The organism is Mycobacterium sp. UNC410CL29Cvi84 (assembly GCF_000686745.1).
Lineage (GTDB): Bacteria > Actinomycetota > Actinomycetes > Mycobacteriales > Mycobacteriaceae > Mycobacterium > Mycobacterium mucogenicum_B.
Genome location: NZ_JMLM01000012.1, coordinates 114,970 through 132,538, shown reverse-complemented (window position 1 = coordinate 132,538; position 17,569 = coordinate 114,970). Strand labels below are relative to the sequence as shown.

Below are 17,569 nucleotides of genomic sequence, written 5' to 3'. Positions count from 1 at the left end.
CAACGGTAGACTCTCTGCGTGACGTCCTCGGTCGATACCGTCAATAACGCGACTACCACGCCCGATCAGCCGCAGCCGTATCGCGAGCTCGGCCTCAAGGATGACGAGTACCAGCGCATCCGCGAGATCCTCGGCCGCCGGCCCACCGACGCCGAGCTGGCCATGTACTCGGTGATGTGGAGCGAGCACTGCTCGTACAAGTCCTCCAAGGTGCATCTGCGCTACTTCGGTGAGACCACCACCGACGAGATGCGCGCAGGCATGCTGGCGGGCATCGGCGAGAACGCCGGCGTCGTCGACATCGGTGACGGCTGGGCCGTCACCTTCAAGGTCGAATCGCACAACCACCCGTCGTACGTCGAGCCGTACCAGGGCGCTGCCACCGGCGTCGGCGGCATCGTCCGCGACATCATGGCCATGGGCGCCCGCCCGGTCGCCGTCATGGACCAGCTGCGCTTCGGCGCGGCCGACGCCCCCGATACCCGTCGCGTGCTGGACGGCGTCGTCCGTGGCGTCGGCGGCTACGGCAACTCGCTGGGCCTGCCGAACATCGGCGGCGAGACCATCTTCGACCCGTCCTACGCCGGCAACCCGCTCGTGAACGCCCTCTGCGTGGGCGCCCTGCGCGTCGAGGACCTGCACCTGGCCTTCGCGTCCGGCACCGGCAACAAGATCATCCTGTTCGGCGCCCGCACGGGCCTCGACGGCATCGGCGGCGTCTCGGTGCTGGCCTCGGACACCTTCTCCGGCGATGAGTCCGGCGCCGGCCGCAAGAAGCTGCCGAGCGTTCAGGTCGGCGACCCGTTCACCGAGAAGGTGCTCATCGAGTGCTGTCTCGAGCTGTACGCCGCGCACCTCGTGGTCGGCATCCAGGACCTCGGCGGCGCCGGATTGTCCTGCGCCACTTCGGAACTGGCATCGGCCGGTGACGGTGGCATGCACATCGACCTGGACAAGGTGCCGCTGCGCGCGACGGGCATGACCCCGGCCGAGGTGCTCTCCAGCGAGTCGCAGGAGCGCATGTGCGCCGTCGTGACGCCGGAGAACGTCGACGCCTTCATGGCCGTCTGCCGCAAGTGGGACGTGCTGGCCACCGTCATCGGTGAGGTCACCGACGGCGACCGGCTGAAGATCAGCTGGCACGGCGAGACCGTCGTCGACGTGCCGCCGCGCACCGTCGCCCACGAGGGCCCGGTGTACAACCGGCCCGTTCAGCGCCCCGACACCCAGGACGCGCTGATCGCCGACACCTCCGCCACGCTGCCCCGGCCCAAGACCGGCGACGAGCTGCGCGCCACCCTGCTGCAGCTGCTCGGCAGCCCGCACCTGTGCAGCCGGGCCTTCATCACCGAGCAGTACGACCGCTACGTCCGCGGCAACACCGTCCTGGCCGAGCACGCCGACGGTGGCGTCCTGCGCATCGACGAGGCCACCGGCCGCGGCATCGCGGTGTCGACCGACGCGTCGGGCCGCTACACGCAGCTGGACCCGTACACCGGTGCGCAGCTGGCGCTGGCCGAGGCCTACCGCAACGTCGCCGTCACCGGCGCGACGCCGGTCGCCGTCACCAACTGCCTCAACTTCGGCTCGCCAGAGGATCCGGGCGTCATGTGGCAGTTCTCGCAGGCCGTGCGCGGCCTCGCGGACGGCTGTGCGGCCCTTGGCATTCCGGTCACCGGCGGCAACGTCAGCTTCTACAACCAGACCGGCTCGACGGCGATCCTGCCGACCCCGGTGGTGGGCGTGCTCGGCGTCATCGACGACGTGCACCGCCGCATCCCGACCGGCATCGGCCTGGAGCCGGGCGAGACGCTGATCCTGCTGGGCGACACCCACGACGAGTTCGACGGCTCGGTCTGGGCCCAGGTCACCGCCGACCACCTCGGTGGCGTGCCGCCGCGGGTGGACCTGGCGCGCGAGCAGCTGCTGTCCGAGGTGCTGACCGCCGGGTCGCGCGACGGACTGATCTCGGCCGCCCACGACCTGTCCGAGGGCGGGCTCATCCAGGCCGTCGTCGAGGCGGCCCTGGCCGGCGAAACCGGTTGCCGCGTCCTGCTTCCCGAGGATTCGGACCCGTTCGTGCAGCTGTTCTCCGAGTCGTCGGGCCGTGTCCTTGTCGCGGTGCCGCGCACCGAGGAGAGCCGCTTCATGGCGATGTGCGAGGCCCGCGAACTGCCGGCCGTCCGCATCGGTGTGGTGGATCCGGGCAGCGACTCGGTGGAGGTGCAGGGTCAGTTCAGCGTCACGCTGGACGAACTGCGCACAACCTCCGAGAGCGTGCTGCCCGCCCTGTTCTCCCATGAGTGATTTGTGCACGAAAATCCGCGCCCACCGCGGAAAATCGTGCACAAATCGCTGAGATGGTGACCCGTGGCCGGGCGTAAGGCGCCCGACCCGGCGGCGACGCGCGCGGCGGTGTTGCTGGTGGCCGACTGGCTGCGGGACGAGCAGACCGAGACGCCGCCGCGCGCCGCGATCGCCGAGGCCGTCCGGCTGACGGCCCGCACGCTGGCGGCCGTCGCACCGGGCGCCAGCGTCGAGGTCCGCGTCCCGCCATTCGTTGCGGTGCAGTGCATTTCGGGCCTCAGTCACACCCGCGGTAATCCGCCCAACGTGGTGGAGACGGACCCTCGCACCTGGCTGCGGCTGGCCACTGGGCTGTTGTCGCTCGACGACGCGGCGGGCGTCATCGAGATGTCCGGGTCACGGGCGCGGGAGATCGGCCCGTGGCTGCCACTGGTCGACCTGTAGCGCTCACTTGAAGAACGGGTATTCCTGCACCCAGTGAAAACCCCTGTTGCGCAAGGTGAATTGATCGAGGTCGACCTGATCGAGGGCGATCTGAACCGGGCGGCCGTGCAGCGTGCCGGTCAGTTGCAGCTGCCGGTCCGACGGCCGTGACACTTTCAGCTCGGCCAGTGCCGCGCCGCCGGGTTCGGACACCGTGATGGTGTCGGACTTGACGGTGGCGGGGGCGTCGACCAGTTCGCCGTTCATCCGCTGGTACGTCAGCGCGCCGTCCGTCTCGAAAACGACGCGTTGCCAACGGGTTTGATCCGTCGTCAGCGGCGGCACCGGCTTGCCGTCCACGCTGAACTCCCGGACCGACCAGATGCCGTACAGCTCGGGCTTGGCCTTGCCGCCGCCGTAGGCGTGCCACGCCTGCCAGCTCGCGAAGGCGCATCCGACCAGCACCCAGAGACCCAGCACGGCCTGCGCGGTGGCCCCTCTGCGATTGGCCCGCTCAGAGCTGAACAGCGGGGGTTGGCTGACCGGCTCCGACGGGCGCTGCAGGACGAAGAGGTCCGTCAGCCGGCGCAGCTGCGGGGCGAGCAGCACCAGGCTCATCAACAGCAGATGGCCGGAGAGGATCTTGACCGGCACGTCGAACGTCATGTTCAACAGGAACACCTGGGCCATGCTGGCCAGCCCGAGCAGCGTCCCCAGCGTCGCGGTGCGGGGCAGGAACATCAGCAATCCGGCCAGCACCTCGACGGCGCCGAGTGTCATCTCGTACGGATGCGAGCTGCCCACCTGCAACCACAGCACTGAGGCCGGACTGAAGTCGCCGAACGACCGCAGCAGCGCGGACGGCGGCGGCGACGGCATCTGGGTGGGCACCAGTTTGGCGAACCCGTAGAACAGCATCTGGCCGGCGACGCACAAGCGCACGAACGTCAGGAACCACGCCGACAGTCGCGCGTAGTCGGGCCGCCGGCGGTCCAGCAGCGTCCACACCGCGGTCCCGACGGCCGCGACGACCGCCAGGGTGAACACCATCACCCACACCACGGTCTGGTCGCCACTACCCGAGTCTTGGTGCAGCACCGCGTCGACGCCGAACACCTCGCGGCCGATCCACTGCAGCGGCGGGCCCAGCACAGTCATCTGCCACATCACCGCGAGCTTCGGCAGGAACTCGCCCACGATCCCGAAGAAGGCAAAAGTGATCTGCGCGAACAACACACAGAACAGGCCGAAGTACAGAAAGCAGAATCTGAATGCGATCTTCGTCACGCTCGACCATGGCCGGGTCGCGTCGGCGGTGACGGGATCGAGGACGGGAGTATCAGGACTCTCTGATAATTGACTGGCCACGAAACCCATATAAACAGCCGGACTGAAGTGGGCTGATGAGACGGTGTGAGGCCGTGCGCGAAGTCGCCCGCGGCGCGGGAGTCGAGCCCGAAACAGGCCCGACGCGTGCGCCTCCGGTGGGCGACGCGCCGACAGACAGAAGATTCGATTCCGTTTCCCGCCCGGCTGGACCGTAGACTCATTCCTGTCACCAACCGCCTCCCCGGGAGCAGCCCTATCGTGACCGAACAGACCGAGAACGAGCCACGCGAGGAATGCGGCGTATTCGGGGTCTGGGCCCCTGGCGAGGACGTGGCAAAGCTCACGTACTACGGCCTTTATGCGCTGCAGCACAGAGGGCAGGAAGCGGCAGGCATCGCCGTCGCCGACGGATCTCAAATCCTGGTGTTCAAGGACCTCGGCCTGGTCAGTCAGGTGTTCGACGAGCAGACCCTGGCCGCCATGCACGGCCACGTCGCAGTCGGGCACTGCCGGTACTCGACCACCGGCTCCACGACGTGGGAGAACGCGCAGCCGGTGTTCCGCAACACCGCCGCCGGCACCGGCGTCGCGCTCGGCCACAACGGCAACCTGGTCAACACCGCCGAACTGGCGGCCCGGGCCCGCGAAGACGGCCTGATCAACGCGCGTGGCCATGTCGCCGCCACCACCGACTCCGACATCCTGGGCGCCCTGCTGGCGCACGGCGCCGCCGACTCGAGCCTGGAACAGTCCGCGCTGGAACTGCTGCCGCAGGTTCGCGGCGCGTTCTGCCTGACCTTCATGGACGAGAACACCCTCTACGCCGCGCGCGACCCGCACGGCGTCCGTCCGCTGTCCCTGGGCCGGCTGGACCGCGGCTGGGTCGTCGCCTCCGAGACCGCCGCACTGGACATCGTCGGCGCCTCGTTCGTCCGCGACATCGAGCCCGGTGAGCTGCTGGCCATCGACGCCGACGGCGTGCGCTCCACCCGGTTCGCCAACCCCGAGCCCAAGAGCTGCGTCTTCGAGTACGTCTACCTGGCCCGCCCCGACAGCACCATCGCCGGCCGTTCGGTCCACGCCGCGCGCGTCGACATCGGCCGCCGGCTGGCCCAGGAGAAGCCCGTCGACGCCGACCTGGTCATCGGGGTGCCCGAATCGGGCGTGCCCGCGGCCGTCGGCTACGCGCAGGGCTCGGGGATCCCGTTCGGTCAGGGCCTGATGAAGAACGCCTACGTCGGGCGTACCTTCATCCAGCCGTCGCAGACCATCCGTCAGCTCGGCATCCGGCTCAAGCTCAACCCGCTGAAGGAAGTCATTCGCGGCAAGCGGCTGATCGTCGTCGACGACTCGATCGTCCGCGGCAACACCCAGCGCGCCCTGGTCCGCATGCTGCGGGAGGCCGGCGCCGTCGAGGTGCACGTGCGCATCGCGTCGCCGCCGGTGAAGTGGCCGTGTTTCTACGGCATCGACTTCGCCACCCCCGCCGAGCTGATCGCCAACGCCAAGAGCACCGAGGCCAGCGAGGACGAGATGCTCGAGGCGGTCCGGCACGCGATCGGCGCCGACTCGCTCGGCTACATCAGCCGGCAGGGCATGATCGCCGCCACCGAACAGCCCGCTTCCCGACTGTGCGCGGCCTGCTTCGACGGCAACTACCCGATCGAACTGCCAGGTGAAGCTGCCCTCGGCAAGAACGTCGTCGAGCACATGCTGGCGTCGGCGGCCCGCACCGGCCTGCCGCTGACCGCCGACAACGACAACGCCTCAGCCCTGCGCCGCCCCTGACCCGGCCGCCCTGGATGGGCGCGACGTGCATCCGCGAGGGTGCGACCGGTAGCCTTGGGGCCGATGACTAGCCAGGATGAGCGAGCTGAATCGATTGGCGCCTCCTACGCTTCGGCGGGGGTTGACATCGAGGCAGGCGATCGCGCCGTCGAATTGTTCAAGCCCCACGCCAAGAAGGCCACCCGCCCCGAGGTGCGAGGCGGCCTCGGAGGTTTTGCCGGGCTGTTCGGCCTGAAAGCCGGGTACCGCGAGCCACTGCTGGCTTCGTCGACCGACGGTGTGGGCACCAAACTCGCGGTGGCGCAGGCCATGGACAAGCACGACACCGTCGGCATCGACCTCGTCGCGATGGTCGTGGACGACCTCGTGGTGTGTGGCGCCGAGCCGCTGTTCCTGCAGGACTACATCGCCGTGGGCCGCACCGTGCCCGAGCGGGTGGCCGAGATCGTCTCGGGCATCGCCGAGGGCTGTGTGCAGGCCGGCTGTGCGCTGCTGGGCGGTGAGACCGCCGAGCACCCGGGCCTGATGGAGCCCGACCACTACGACATCTCCGCGACAGGCGTCGGCGTCGTCGAGGCCGACGACCTGCTGGGCCCCGAGAACGTCCGCCCCGGCGACGTGATCATCGCCATGGCTGCCACCGGCCTGCACTCCAACGGCTACTCGCTGGCCCGCAAGGTGCTGCTCGAGATCGACCGCATGAGCCTGTCGGGCCACGTCGAGGAGTTCGGCCGCACGCTCGGTGAAGAACTGCTGGAGCCGACGCGCATCTACGCCAAGGACTGCCTGGCGCTGGCCGCCGAGACCCAGGTCCGCACCTTCTGCCACGTCACCGGTGGTGGGCTGGCCGGAAACCTGGAACGTGTCATTCCGCACGGCCTGACCGCCGAGATGGACCGCGGTACCTGGACGCCGGCACCGGTGTTCCAGATGATCGCCCAGCGCGGCCGCGTGGAGCGTGCCGAAATGGAGAAGACGTTCAATATGGGTGTCGGCATGGTCGCCGTCGTCGCGCCGGAGGACACCGACCGCGCGCTGGCGATTCTGACGGCCCGGCACCTGGACTGCTGGACTCTGGGCACCGTCAACAAGGGTGGCAAGAGCAGCGTTCGAGCCGAGTTGGTGGGCCAGCACCCGCGCTTCTGACCTCAGGTCGCGCGCGGGGCTGGGCCGGCGGCCCTGGATCAGGGCCGCTCGTGGGGTCTAGTGACGCCAGTCGTCTTCGGGCACGGCCCAGCGACCGGCAGGCTCGTCGTCCGAGTCGTCGTCGCCCAGGTCGTCATCGAAGGCACTTGTGCTGTAACCAACGGAGTCGTTCGAGAGCTCTCGTTGCAGCCGACCGAAATCGGTCTGCGGTGAGCTGTACTTAAGGTCTCGAGCAACCTTGGTCTGCTTCGCCTTTGCTCGGCCGCGGCCCATGGGGGACCCCCTCGCGCAATAACGGAGCGGCCCGATGTGCAGGCGGCTCCGATCTGAGTGTGTTTATTGTCCTGCCGCTAGCTTACCGTGCCCGGCGGTCTCATGCTGGCAGGCCACCCTTACGGGGGTTCGGAGAGCGAATCGGCCGGACGGTTCAGTCCTGGTCGAACAGGATGACCTGACGAATGGCCTGACCGTCGGCCAGCCGATCCATCGCCTCGTTGATCTGATCGAGCCGAATCCGCGCGGAAATGAGCTTCTCGACCGGCAACTTCCCTTCGCGCCACAGCTGCGCGTAGCGGGGGATGTCGCGGCCCGGTATCGACGAGCCCAGATAACTGCCGACGACCGTCCTGGCCTCGGCGGTGACCGTCAGCGGCGAGATGGCGGCCAGCGCCGCCGCGGCCGGCAGGCCGACCGTGATGGTGCTGCCGCCCGGCTGCGTCGCGCCGAAGGCCGTCTCGAACGCCCGGGGATGCCCGGCGCACTCGATGACGTGGCGGGCCTTGATGCCGAGTTCGGCGACCTGAGCTGCGGTGTAGGTCTCGGTCGCGCCCAGCGCGGTGGCCTGGCCGAGCTTGTCCGTGGCGGTGTCGACGGCGATGACGCGTTCGACCTGCAAGGCCCGCGCGGTGATGAGGGCCGCCATCCCAACCCCGCCGAGCCCGACCACCATCAGGCTGTCGGTCGGTGCGGGCCTGGCGACGTTGAGGACGGCGCCACCCCCGGTGAGTACCGCGCAGCCGAGCATCGCGGCGACGTCGGGCGGGATATCGGAGTCGACGGGCACGGCGGAGGCCCGGTCGACGACGGCGTGGGTCGCGAAACCGGACACGCCGAGATGGTGATGCACCGGCCGGCCGGCCGCGCTCAGGCGGCGGCCGGCCAGCAGGGTGCCCGCGGCGTTGGCCGCCGACCCGGTCGGGCACGGCAGACGGCCGCCTTCGTCGCAGTCGGGGCACTCGCCGCAGCGGGGGAGGAACGACATCACGACGCGCTGCCCGGGGCGGATGTCGCCGACGGCGGCACCGACGCCGACGACGACACCGGCGGCCTCGTGCCCCAGCAGCATCGGCAACGGGCGGGGCCGGTTGCCGTCGACGACGCTGAGGTCCGAGTGGCAGACCCCGGCCGCCTCGATCCGGACCAGCAGCTCGGTCGGGCCGGGATCCGCCAGCTCCAGCTCACCGACGGTGATCGGCCGCGACCGCGCGTACGGCCGGGCCCGCCCGGACTCCTCGAGGACCGCCCCGGTGATCTTCATCGCCGGGCCAATGCCGCGAAGGCGTCGTCGGTGCGGTCGAGCGCGTCGTCGATGTCCGCGGTCGTGTGGGCCGCGCTGAGGAACCAGTTGTGGTACGGGTGCAGGTAGACGCCACGGGCGCCGGCCTCGTCGCACCACAGTCGGGTCTGGCTGAAGTCGTCGTCACCGGTGAACCGCAGCAGCGGCATCTGCACCGGCCCCGTCTGCACGACCTCGAACCCGTGCGCGCGGGCCTGGGCGGCGAGCCCGTCGCGCAGGCGTTGGCCGGAGTCGAACATGCGCTGCATCGCGTCGGTGTCGCGCAGTTCCCGGATGGTCGCCAGCGCGGCCGCCATCGACACCGCGGAGTACCAGAAGGATCCCGTGGCGTAGATGCTGCCGGCCGCTTCTCTCAACCTGTCGGTGCCCGTAACCGCAGCCAGCGCATAGCCGTTGGCGATGGCCTTGGACCACGCCGACAGGTCGGGGCGCACGCCCAGCGGTTCCCAACTACCCGCAAGATCCAGCCGGAAGCCGCAACGGACGTCGTCGAGGATCAGCGCGGCGCCGGCGCGGTCGCACAGCTCGCGTAACCCCTTGGCGAACAACGGATCGGCCAGCTCCTGATCGCGGAACACGTCGTGCCGGAACGGGCAGACGATGACGGCGGCCAGATCGTCGCCGGCGCGGTCGACGGCGGCGCGCAGGGAATCGAGGTCGTTGTACTCGAAGTAGTCGAGGTGTGCCCGATCCTCCCGGGTCACCCCCGCCGTCACGGGGGTGCACCACGGCACCGCACCGTGATACGCGCCGTGGGCGATGAGCACCTTGCGCCGCCCGGTCGCCGCGCGCGCGATCGTCACGCACGCGGTGGTGGCGTCGGTGCCGTTCTTGGCGAGCATCGCCCAGTCGGCGTGGGCGACGGTGTCGACGAGCAGTTCGGCGAGTTCCACCATCACCGGAGCGGCGCCGTTGAGGCAGTCACCCTTGGCGATCTGTTCCGAAACTGCTTGCTGCACAGCAGGATTGCGATGACCCAGGACAACTGGGCCCCAGCCGCACATGAAATCCAGATATGTGTTGCCGTCGGTGTCGGTTATGCGGCAGCCGTCGCCCGAGGCCATGTACTGCGGCAGCGTGGCCGAGAACGACCGCGCGTTCATGTGCCCGTACATGCCGCCGGGAACGACGAGCCGGGCCCGTTTGGTCAGGGCGGTGTCGTTGTGGTCGATCATCGCAACAGCTCCCGGGCCACCGCCGCGACACCGGGCGCGTCCAGCCGGTACTTGGCGTACAGCGCCGCCGGGGGACCGACGGGGATGTATTCGTCGGGCACACCGTGTTTGGCGAACCGCACGGCGGGCGCGCCGTTCAGGAACAGCGCTTCGGCGACCGCGGATCCCAGTCCATTGGTGACGTTGTGTTCCTCGACGGTGAGGATGGCGCCGGTCTCATGCGCGGCGGCGAGTACCTCGTCGATGTCGAGCGGCGCGACGGTGTGCATGTCGATGACGCGGGTCCTGATGCCTTCGTCCGCCAGGATCGCCGCGGCCTCCAGTGCCGGGTGGACCTCGCTGCCGGTGGCGATGATGGTCAGGTCGTGGCCGTCGCGCAGCCGGATGGCCTTGCCGAAGGTGAGGTCGGGCACCGTCGGGTAGACCTCGGGGTCACGGCCGCGGCCCAGCCGGATGTACATCGCGCCCGGGTGGTCGACCGACGCCCGCAGGATCGCGCGCAGGTGGTTGGCATCGGTCGCGCAGACGACGGTCAGCTCGGCGAAAGTGCGCAGCACGCCAAGGTCTTCCAGCGCGTGGTGGCTGGTGCCGTAGAACCCCATCGACATGCCCGAGTGGTGCCCGACGATCCGCACGGGCATCCGCGGGTACGCGCAGTCGGTGCGGATCTGCTCGGCACACAGCAGCGCCGAGAACGACGCGAACGTCGCGGCGAACGGCACGTAGCCGCACGAGGCGATACCGGCCGCGGACGTGATCATGCCCTTCTCGGCGATGCCCATGTTGAAGAACCGGTTGGGATGGCGCGCCGAGAAATCGGTGGCCCGGTTGGCGCTCGCCAGATCGGCCGTCAGCACGACGACGCGCGGATCGTGGTCGGCCAGGTCGGCCAGTTCCTCACCGAACACGAACGCGGGGATCGAACTGACGTCGCTGCCGTCGAACGATCGCTTGTCGCGCAGTTCGGTGGCACCGCCGCCGAAAATCTCTGCCTGGTCCTGGGTTTCGGTCATTTCACTGCCTCCAGCGGACGCAGGCCGGCCTGCAGTTCCGCGATCACGTCGTCGTAGTCGGCGCCGACGAGGTTGCCGACGTGCCAATCGGGGTTGAATTCCATGAGCTGCACGCCGCGGCCCTTGACCGTGTCGGCAACGATGAGTTGTGGTGGGCCGTCGGGTTTGTCGGGCAGGGCGCCGAACAAATCCAGCAGCGCGGCGGGGTCGTGCCCGTCGACGCGGTGGGTCTGCCAGCCGAACGCGGCGAAGCGGTCTTCGATGGGCTCGACGCTCATCACGTCATCGGTGAAGCCGTCGATGCACAACTGATTGCGGTCGACTATGGCGACCAGCTTTCCGAGGCGGTAGTGCCCCGCGGCGTTGGCGGCCTCCCAGATCTGACCCTCGTGCAGCTCGCCGTCGCCCAGCATGCAGAACGTGCGGTACGGGCGGCCGCCGACCCGTCCGGCGAAGGCCATACCGACGGAGATGGACAGGCCGTGGCCGAGTGAGCCCGAGCTGAAATCGATACCCGGGATCTTCTTCATGTCGGGGTGGTCGCCGAACGGGCTGCCCAGGCGCGTGTAGTCGTCGAGCGCCGACGGCGGGAAGAAGCCGACATCGGCCAGCACGGGGTACAGGCCGATGGCGGCGTGGCCCTTGCTGAGGACGAAGCGGTCACGGTCGGCCCATTTCGGTTCTGCCGGGCGGTATTTCAGGACCGAGTAGTACAGCGCCGCGAACAGTTCGGCGGCCGAGAAGGACGACGTGTAGTGGCCGGCGCCGGCGATCCGGGACAGTCGCACGGTCTCGAGCCGGATGAACTTCGCCCGGTCGACGACTTGCTCCAGTGCGGCCGCCCGGCCGGGCGTTCCCGTTGGTGGAATCATCTGCTGCTCCCTTGCAGTGGGTGGTGCCGACCGGGGCGTGCCAAAGGTGATGTGGCGCAACGGGTATGGCGCTGATCGCAGTTTCGGCTGTGGTCGGCCTCACGCTATGGTGGGAGATCTTTCGAGGTACAAGGTGCGGAACCGAAGTTCGTTCGGAAACTCAGGCGAACAAGACACATTTTTCGGTCATGGTCCGTATTGTCCGAGTTGCGCCGAAGGATGTGCTGCCCGAACGCGGATGTGGACGACGCGGATTCAGGCTGTGGGACGAGGAGGTTCAGATGCAGCGGTACGAGGACGACCGGGTCGGAGAGGTCAAGACCGACGAGATCGACGAGTTGTTGCTCTGGGAGCTGACCACCAACGGGCGGCGCACCAACAACGAGTTGGCCCGCAAGGCGGGGATCGCGCCGTCGACCTGCCATGCCCGGATCAAGCGGCTCGAGCAGCTCGGTGTGATCCGCTCGATCAACGCTTTCGTGGACTACGAGGCCCTCGGATTCCCGGTGCAGGCAATCGTTTTCGTGCGACTGCCGGCGTCGGCGCGTGATCAGGTCAAGAGCTACGCCAGCCGCGTGATCCGGTTTCCCCAGGTGCTCAACGTGTTTCACATGGGCGGGCCGGACGACTTCCTGATTCACGTGGCCTGCACGTCGACCAGTCAGCTGCGCGACTTCGTCGCGACCAAGCTCAGTTCCGGGCCCGTCGCGGCCACGACCACCAGCATCATGTTCGACCACTACATCGGGGTCCAGCACATGGAGTACGTCAGCGGTTACGACGAGATGCGTCGGCCGATCCGGTAAATACCGAAGAAATTTCGGCGGGCACCAGCTTCGGCCGGGCTTGTTTCGAAGATCATCGAAACTTCCGGACCACCTGGCGCACGATGTTCGGAATCTTCCCGGGGCACGAAATGTGGTCTGCATCATAGGCAGCGTCTTGCCGCCATGGCCCGCCCGAGAGGAATTCGACGATGACCGCAGCAACGGAACTGCTCGCCAAACACCGGATGTCGATCGGTGGTCAGGCGCGCGACAGCGCCTCCGGTGAGGTCATCGAGATCCGCGACAAGTTCGACGGCCACCTCATCGGCACCGTGCCGGCGGGCACGATCGCCGACGCGCAGGACGCCCTCGACGCGGCCGTGGCAGGTGCCGAAACCTGGTCGGCAACACCGGCTTTCCGTCGCGCCGCCATCCTCAAGGCCGCCGCGGCACAGATCCGGGCCGACCGCGCGCAACTGAGCGCGATGCTGTCGGCGGAGAACGGCAAGACCATCGCCGACGCGAGGCTGGAGATCGACACCACCGCCCGCATCTTCGACGGCTTCGCCGAGGAGTCCCTGCGGCTGTTCGGGCAGACCATCCCGCTCGATATTCAGGACGGGCTGCAATCGGACCTCATGCTCACGGTGCGTGAGCCGCTCGGCGTCATGGTGGGCATCGTCCCGTTCAACTTCCCGGCCGAGCTGTACGCGCACAAGGTGGGCGCCGCGCTCGCCGCAGGCAACGCCATGATCGTCAAGCCGCCGGAGGACGACCCGATCGTGGCGGTCATGCTCACCGAGATCCTGCACCGGGCCGGAGTGCCCGGCGCCGCACTGCAATTGGTCACCGGCTACGGCCATGTCGTCGGCGCGCACCTGGCCGGCAGCCCCGACATCGCGGCGGTCACGTTCACCGGCAGCACGGCGGTGGGCGCCGTCATCGCCGCCGCCGCGGGCCGCAACGTCGTGCGCGTCTTCCTCGAACTCAGCGGCAACGACGCCTTCATCGTCTGCGACGATGCCGACCTGGACACGGCCGTCGACCATGCCGTCGCGGGGCGCACCTACGCCAACGGACAGGTGTGCGTGGCCACCAAGCGCATCATGGTCGTCCAGTCCCGCTATCAGGAGTTCGTGGACCGCCTGCGCGAGCGGGTCGCGGCGCTACGGGTCGGCGATCAGCGCGGCGAAACCACCGATGTCGGTCCGCTCATCAGCGTCGAGGCGGCCCGGACCGTCGAACGGCAGATCCACGAGGCCGTCGAGCAGGGCGCGCGCGTGCTGGTCGGTGGCACGCGGCGCGGCGCCTTCATCGACCCCACGCTGCTGGAGATCGACACGCGCGTCGGCATCGCCACCGACGAAGAAATCTTCGGGCCGGTCTTCTCGCTGCTCGCCGTCGACAACCTCGACGAGGCGATCGAACTCGCCAACGCCTCCCAATTCGGGCTCAATGCAGCGGTTTTCACCAACGACGTCACACAGGCCATCCGCGCCGGCCGGCGCATCAAGGCCGGCATCGTCTCGGTCAACGGCGGCAACACCTACCGGCCCGACGTGGCCGCGTTCGGCGGCTACAAGAAGAGCGGCCTGGGGCGTGAAGGGATCGCCTACACGCTCGACGAATTCACCCAGATCAAGAGCATCGTGCTGCGGGGCGTGCTCGCCGACTGACCCCGCCCGACCACCCCGCCGTTCCTGGGTTCCCGGAATTCACCCCGACAGCGTCGTCAGAAAGCCGAAAATCAATGATCAACACTCCACCATCCGACCCCGCGACGACGCTGGAAGCAGCGCCCGGGACACACACCATGCTGCAGCGCGGGCTGGGCGTGGGCTCCATCGTGTTCATGGTCGTCGCCGCGGCCGCCCCGCTGGCCGTCGTCACCGCCAGCGTCCCGATCATCATCTCGGTGAGCGGCAGCGCCGCCGCCCCGCAGTTCTTCCTGATCGCGATGGTGATCCTGGCGCTGTTCTCGGTCGGCTTCACCTCGATGAGCAAGTACGTGCCGAATGCCGGCGCGTTCTACTCGTACATCCAGCGCGGGCTGGGGCGGCACGTCGGGGTAGGGGCGGCGGCGTTGGCGCTGGGGTCCTACGGGGTGATGCTCATCGGGCTGTACACCTACCTCGGTGTGGCCACGTCGAAGCTGTTGACCGCCGTGCACATCGGAATTCCGTGGTGGGCCAGTGCGATTGGCTGGGTCTGTCTGGTCGGGGTGCTGGGCTACCGCGACATCGAGCTGAGCTCCAAGGTGCTGGGCGTGCTGCTGATCGCCGAGACGCTGGCCGTAGTGCTCGTCGACATCGGCGTCATCTGTGCGGGCGGAGCCGGCTGGTCCGGCGGTGAGGGCGGCCTGAGCCTCGTACCGCTGTCACCGTCCGAATTCGCCACCGGTGCACCGAGTCTCGGGCTGATGTTCGCGTTCTTCTGCTTCATCGGATTCGAGGCGACCGCGGTGTTCCGCAACGAGGCCAAGGACCCCGACCGCACCATCCCGCGGGCGACCTACACCGCGGTGGTCTTCATCGGCCTGTTCTACGCCCTGGCGGCGTGGGCCGTCGTCGAGGGCCTGGGCGTCGACCGCGCCGTCGACGCTGCCAAGGCCGAGCCCGAGAACGTCGTGCAGAACCTGGCGAGCACCTACGTCTCGCCGATCCTCACCGACGTCATCCAGGTGCTGCTGGTGACCAGCTTCTTCGCCTGCGTGCTGTCGTTCCACAACGTCATCACGCGCTACCAGTTCACGTTGGCGACCAAGGGGCTGCTGCCCGCGTCGCTCGCCGAGATCGACGAACGCCACCGCACGCCGTCCCGCTCGTCGCTGGTGTTCACGGTGATCTCGCTGACCGCGATGGTGGCCGTCGCGGTGATCGGCTGGGACCCGATCACCCAGACCTACATGTGGTTCTCCGGCGCGTCCACACTGGGCCTCATCGCCCTCATGGCAATGACGAGCCTGGCCGTCATCGTCTTCTTCCGGACGCAGGAGCACGGTGCGAGCCTGTGGCACACCGTGATCGCGCCCGGCCTGTCCTTCCTTGGCCTCATCGCGATCCTGCTGCTGGTGATCAAGAACTTCGCGCTCCTGGTCGGCAGCACCACCACCGCGGTCGTGCTCGGCGGGCTCATCGCCGCGATCTTCGCCGCGGGCGTCGTCGTCGCCGAGCGGGTCCGGCGCCGCCGTCCCGACCGCTACCGGGCGCTGGTGCAGGACAACTAGTTCCGGGCGCCGCCGCGCAACCGGTCCACCGCGGCCCGGCCCGCGCCGGCGGACGTATCGGCCTCCGGCAGCGAGTCCGCGTCGATCGCGGCGGGCACCTGGGCGTCACCGCCGGTGGTCAGCTCCGTATCAGCGGGCACGCCGCGCTTGAGCAGCGCCAGCGCGATCGGGCCCAGGTCCACATGCTCGGCGACGGTGCCCACGCGGCCGATCGCCCGGCCACCGGCGAGCACCGGATCACCCGTCGCGGGACGGTCATCGCCGCCGTCGAGATGCAGCAGGACCAGCATGCGGGGTGGCTTGCCCAGGTTGTGGACCCGGGCGACGGTCTCCTGGCCGCGGTAGCAGCCCTTGTCCAGATGCACGGCGCCGACGCCCGGCCCGCCGATCCAGCCGACCTCATGCGGGATGGTGCGCTCATCGGTGTCGACGCCCAACCGCGGCCGCAGCGCCGCCACCCGCAGGGCCTCGTAGGCCCACAATCCCGCGGGTCGGACGCCCGCGTCCAGCAGCCGCTGCCGCCATGCCGCGGCGTCGGCCCGCGGCACCACCAGCTCGATCTCCTCCGGACCCACCCGGCGCACGAAACCGCCTTGGGGCAGCGGCGCGGCCGTCCACTCGGTGTCCGGGGTCGGCAGGTCCAGCTGGTTGACGGCGGGCCCGAGCAGCGACAGCACCGCGAGGTCGGCCGGGTTCACCTCGACCTTCGACCAGAACACCATCTTGCGCAGGAAGTCGGCGAGCGGCTGCCCGCGCCACGATTCGGTGTCCAGCGTGGTGACGCCGCCGAGCTCGGTCTGCAGCCAGTGGTCCTCGACGCGGCCCTGGCCGTCGAGGCTCAGGTTCTGGACGACGGACCCCTCCGGCAGGGCGCTGACGTGCTGGCTCGAGATGGTGTGCAGCCAGCTCTGGCGGTCGTCGCCGGTGAGTGCGATGGTCGCGCGGTGGCCGCGGTCGACGACGATGGCCTCGGTGGCGGCGGCACGCTGCTCCCCGAGCGGGTCGCCGTAGTGCCAGACGGCGCCGGCGTCGGGTCCGGATTCGGGGGCGGGAACTGCGCTCATGCTTCGAGCCTAGTTGGCGTCCCGACTAGCCTTCTGGCCGTGACCACCCCGCCGCCGATCGTCGTCGCAGTCGACGGCTGCCGGGCCACGGTCCGCGCCGACGATCCCGTGTTCTCTCGCGGCGACGGGGTCTTCGAGACGGCATTGGTGCGGGGCGGCGTCGTCCTCCTGCTCGACGAGCACCTGGCGCGGTTGGCGGGGTCGGCGGTACTGGCTGGGCTGCCGTGCCCCCATTCCGAGCGGTGGCGGGCGGCGGTGGCGTCCGCGGTCGGCCAGTGGCCCGGCGGAGAGGCCGTGCTGCGGCTGGTGCTCGGCCGCGGTGCCGACGGTGTGGTGGCGTTCGTGATGGTCTCGGCCGTGCCGGCGCGCGTCGCCGCGGCCCGCCGGGACGGTGTCGCGGCGGTGACACTGGTGCGGCCGCACTGGCCGCTCGCGGCCGCGAAATCGCTGTCCTATGCCGCGAACGTCGCCGCGCTGCGGCATGCCGAACGGGCCGGTGCCGGTGACGCCGTGTTCGTCGACGCGACGGGCGCGGTGCTCGAAGGGCCGCGCTCGGCCGTCGTGCTGGCGGTTCGTGGCGCGGCCGGCGAACCGGTTCTGGTGACGCCCGATGCGTCGTCGATCCTGCCGTCGACCACGCAGCGCGCGCTGTTCGCGGCCGCCGCGGCGCAGGGTGTCGAGTGTGTGTACCGGCGGGTGACCGTGCCGGATTTGTTTGCCGCACAAGGTGTTTGGCTGCTTTCGGCGATCACGCTGGCGGCGCGGGTGCATACCTTGGATGAGCGCGCGTTGCCGGGCTCGCCTTTCGAGGCCTTGATCCGCGGGTTGATCGACGGGCAGATCTGAGTCCGAGAAAAATCGGTTGTCGGGTCTTCGACCTGGG

The 17,569-nt window shown here is 69.2% G+C and carries 15 protein-coding genes; 8 read left to right on the top strand and 7 right to left on the bottom strand.

Annotation, left to right across the window (positions count from 1 at the left end; all coding sequences use genetic code 11):
* Positions 1–18 precede the first annotated feature (18 nt).
* Complete coding sequence (gene purL, locus BR47_RS30855; RefSeq protein WP_036427563.1) at positions 19–2,307, top strand: phosphoribosylformylglycinamidine synthase subunit PurL; 2,289 nt, start codon at positions 19–21, stop codon at positions 2,305–2,307.
* Between the two features lie 63 nt (positions 2,308–2,370).
* Complete coding sequence (locus BR47_RS0118235) at positions 2,371–2,751, top strand: sterol carrier family protein (protein WP_029120396.1); 381 nt, start codon at positions 2,371–2,373, stop codon at positions 2,749–2,751.
* A gap of 3 nt (positions 2,752–2,754) precedes the next feature.
* On the opposite strand, the gene BR47_RS0118230 is transcribed toward BR47_RS0118235, so the two are convergent.
* Positions 2,755–4,107 carry a DoxX family protein gene (locus BR47_RS0118230; RefSeq protein WP_502685828.1) on the bottom strand — a complete coding sequence of 451 codons (1,353 nt, stop codon included), beginning with the start codon at positions 4,105–4,107 and terminating at the stop codon, positions 2,755–2,757.
* 207 nt (positions 4,108–4,314) lie between these two features.
* On the opposite strand from BR47_RS0118230, the gene purF reads away from it, so the two are divergent.
* Both purF and purM read left to right on the top strand, forming a co-directional pair.
* On the top strand, positions 4,315–5,847 hold the full coding sequence (gene purF, locus BR47_RS0118225) for an amidophosphoribosyltransferase (protein WP_036419967.1): 1,533 nt from the start codon (positions 4,315–4,317) through the stop codon (positions 5,845–5,847).
* A gap of 63 nt (positions 5,848–5,910) precedes the next feature.
* Positions 5,911–6,993, top strand: a complete 1,083-nt coding sequence (gene purM, locus BR47_RS0118220) for a phosphoribosylformylglycinamidine cyclo-ligase (protein WP_020098790.1) — start codon at positions 5,911–5,913, stop codon at positions 6,991–6,993.
* A gap of 57 nt (positions 6,994–7,050) precedes the next feature.
* Here purM and BR47_RS0118215 read toward each other — a convergent pair whose 3' ends face one another.
* From BR47_RS0118215 to BR47_RS0118195, 5 genes are all read right to left on the bottom strand, one after another.
* On the bottom strand, positions 7,051–7,266 hold the full coding sequence (locus BR47_RS0118215; protein ID WP_020098791.1) for a DUF3073 domain-containing protein: 216 nt from the start codon (positions 7,264–7,266) through the stop codon (positions 7,051–7,053).
* A 154-nt stretch (positions 7,267–7,420) separates the two neighbouring features.
* A complete protein-coding gene (locus BR47_RS0118210) occupies positions 7,421–8,530 on the bottom strand; it encodes an alcohol dehydrogenase catalytic domain-containing protein (RefSeq protein ID WP_029120394.1) in 1,110 nt (369 codons plus the stop codon).
* Complete coding sequence (locus BR47_RS0118205; RefSeq protein WP_029120393.1) at positions 8,527–9,744, bottom strand: aminotransferase class III-fold pyridoxal phosphate-dependent enzyme; 1,218 nt, start codon at positions 9,742–9,744, stop codon at positions 8,527–8,529. Before BR47_RS0118205 ends, BR47_RS0118210 begins: the two co-directional genes overlap by 4 nt.
* Positions 9,741–10,757, bottom strand: coding sequence for a transketolase family protein (locus tag BR47_RS0118200; RefSeq protein ID WP_029120392.1), 1,017 nt, complete (start codon positions 10,755–10,757; stop codon positions 9,741–9,743). The genes BR47_RS0118205 and BR47_RS0118200 overlap by 4 nt, the downstream gene beginning before the upstream one ends.
* The gene (locus BR47_RS0118195) at positions 10,754–11,629 is read right to left on the bottom strand and encodes a transketolase (RefSeq protein ID WP_029120391.1); all 876 of its coding nucleotides are present in this window, start codon (positions 11,627–11,629) and stop codon (positions 10,754–10,756) included. The genes BR47_RS0118200 and BR47_RS0118195 overlap by 4 nt, the downstream gene beginning before the upstream one ends.
* Before the next feature lie 281 nt (positions 11,630–11,910).
* Between BR47_RS0118195 and BR47_RS0118190 the strand changes: the two genes are divergently transcribed.
* From BR47_RS0118190 to BR47_RS0118180, 3 genes are all read left to right on the top strand, one after another.
* A complete protein-coding gene (locus BR47_RS0118190) occupies positions 11,911–12,435 on the top strand; it encodes an Lrp/AsnC family transcriptional regulator (protein WP_036419968.1) in 525 nt (174 codons plus the stop codon).
* Between the two features lie 170 nt (positions 12,436–12,605).
* Complete coding sequence (locus tag BR47_RS0118185; protein WP_029120389.1) at positions 12,606–14,072, top strand: aldehyde dehydrogenase family protein; 1,467 nt, start codon at positions 12,606–12,608, stop codon at positions 14,070–14,072.
* 74 nt (positions 14,073–14,146) lie between these two features.
* Entirely contained in the window at positions 14,147–15,622 is a 1,476-nt protein-coding gene (locus BR47_RS0118180; protein ID WP_029120388.1) for an APC family permease, read from the top strand.
* On the opposite strand, the gene ygfZ is transcribed toward BR47_RS0118180, so the two are convergent.
* Positions 15,619–16,686 carry a CAF17-like 4Fe-4S cluster assembly/insertion protein YgfZ gene (gene ygfZ, locus BR47_RS0118175; RefSeq protein ID WP_029120387.1) on the bottom strand — a complete coding sequence of 356 codons (1,068 nt, stop codon included), beginning with the start codon at positions 16,684–16,686 and terminating at the stop codon, positions 15,619–15,621. The two genes, BR47_RS0118180 and ygfZ, sit on opposite strands and share 4 nt — an antisense overlap.
* A 39-nt stretch (positions 16,687–16,725) precedes the next feature.
* On the opposite strand from ygfZ, the gene BR47_RS0118170 reads away from it, so the two are divergent.
* Positions 16,726–17,532 carry an aminotransferase class IV gene (locus tag BR47_RS0118170; protein WP_051634878.1) on the top strand — a complete coding sequence of 269 codons (807 nt, stop codon included), beginning with the start codon at positions 16,726–16,728 and terminating at the stop codon, positions 17,530–17,532.
* Positions 17,533–17,569: the final 37 nt, after the last annotated feature.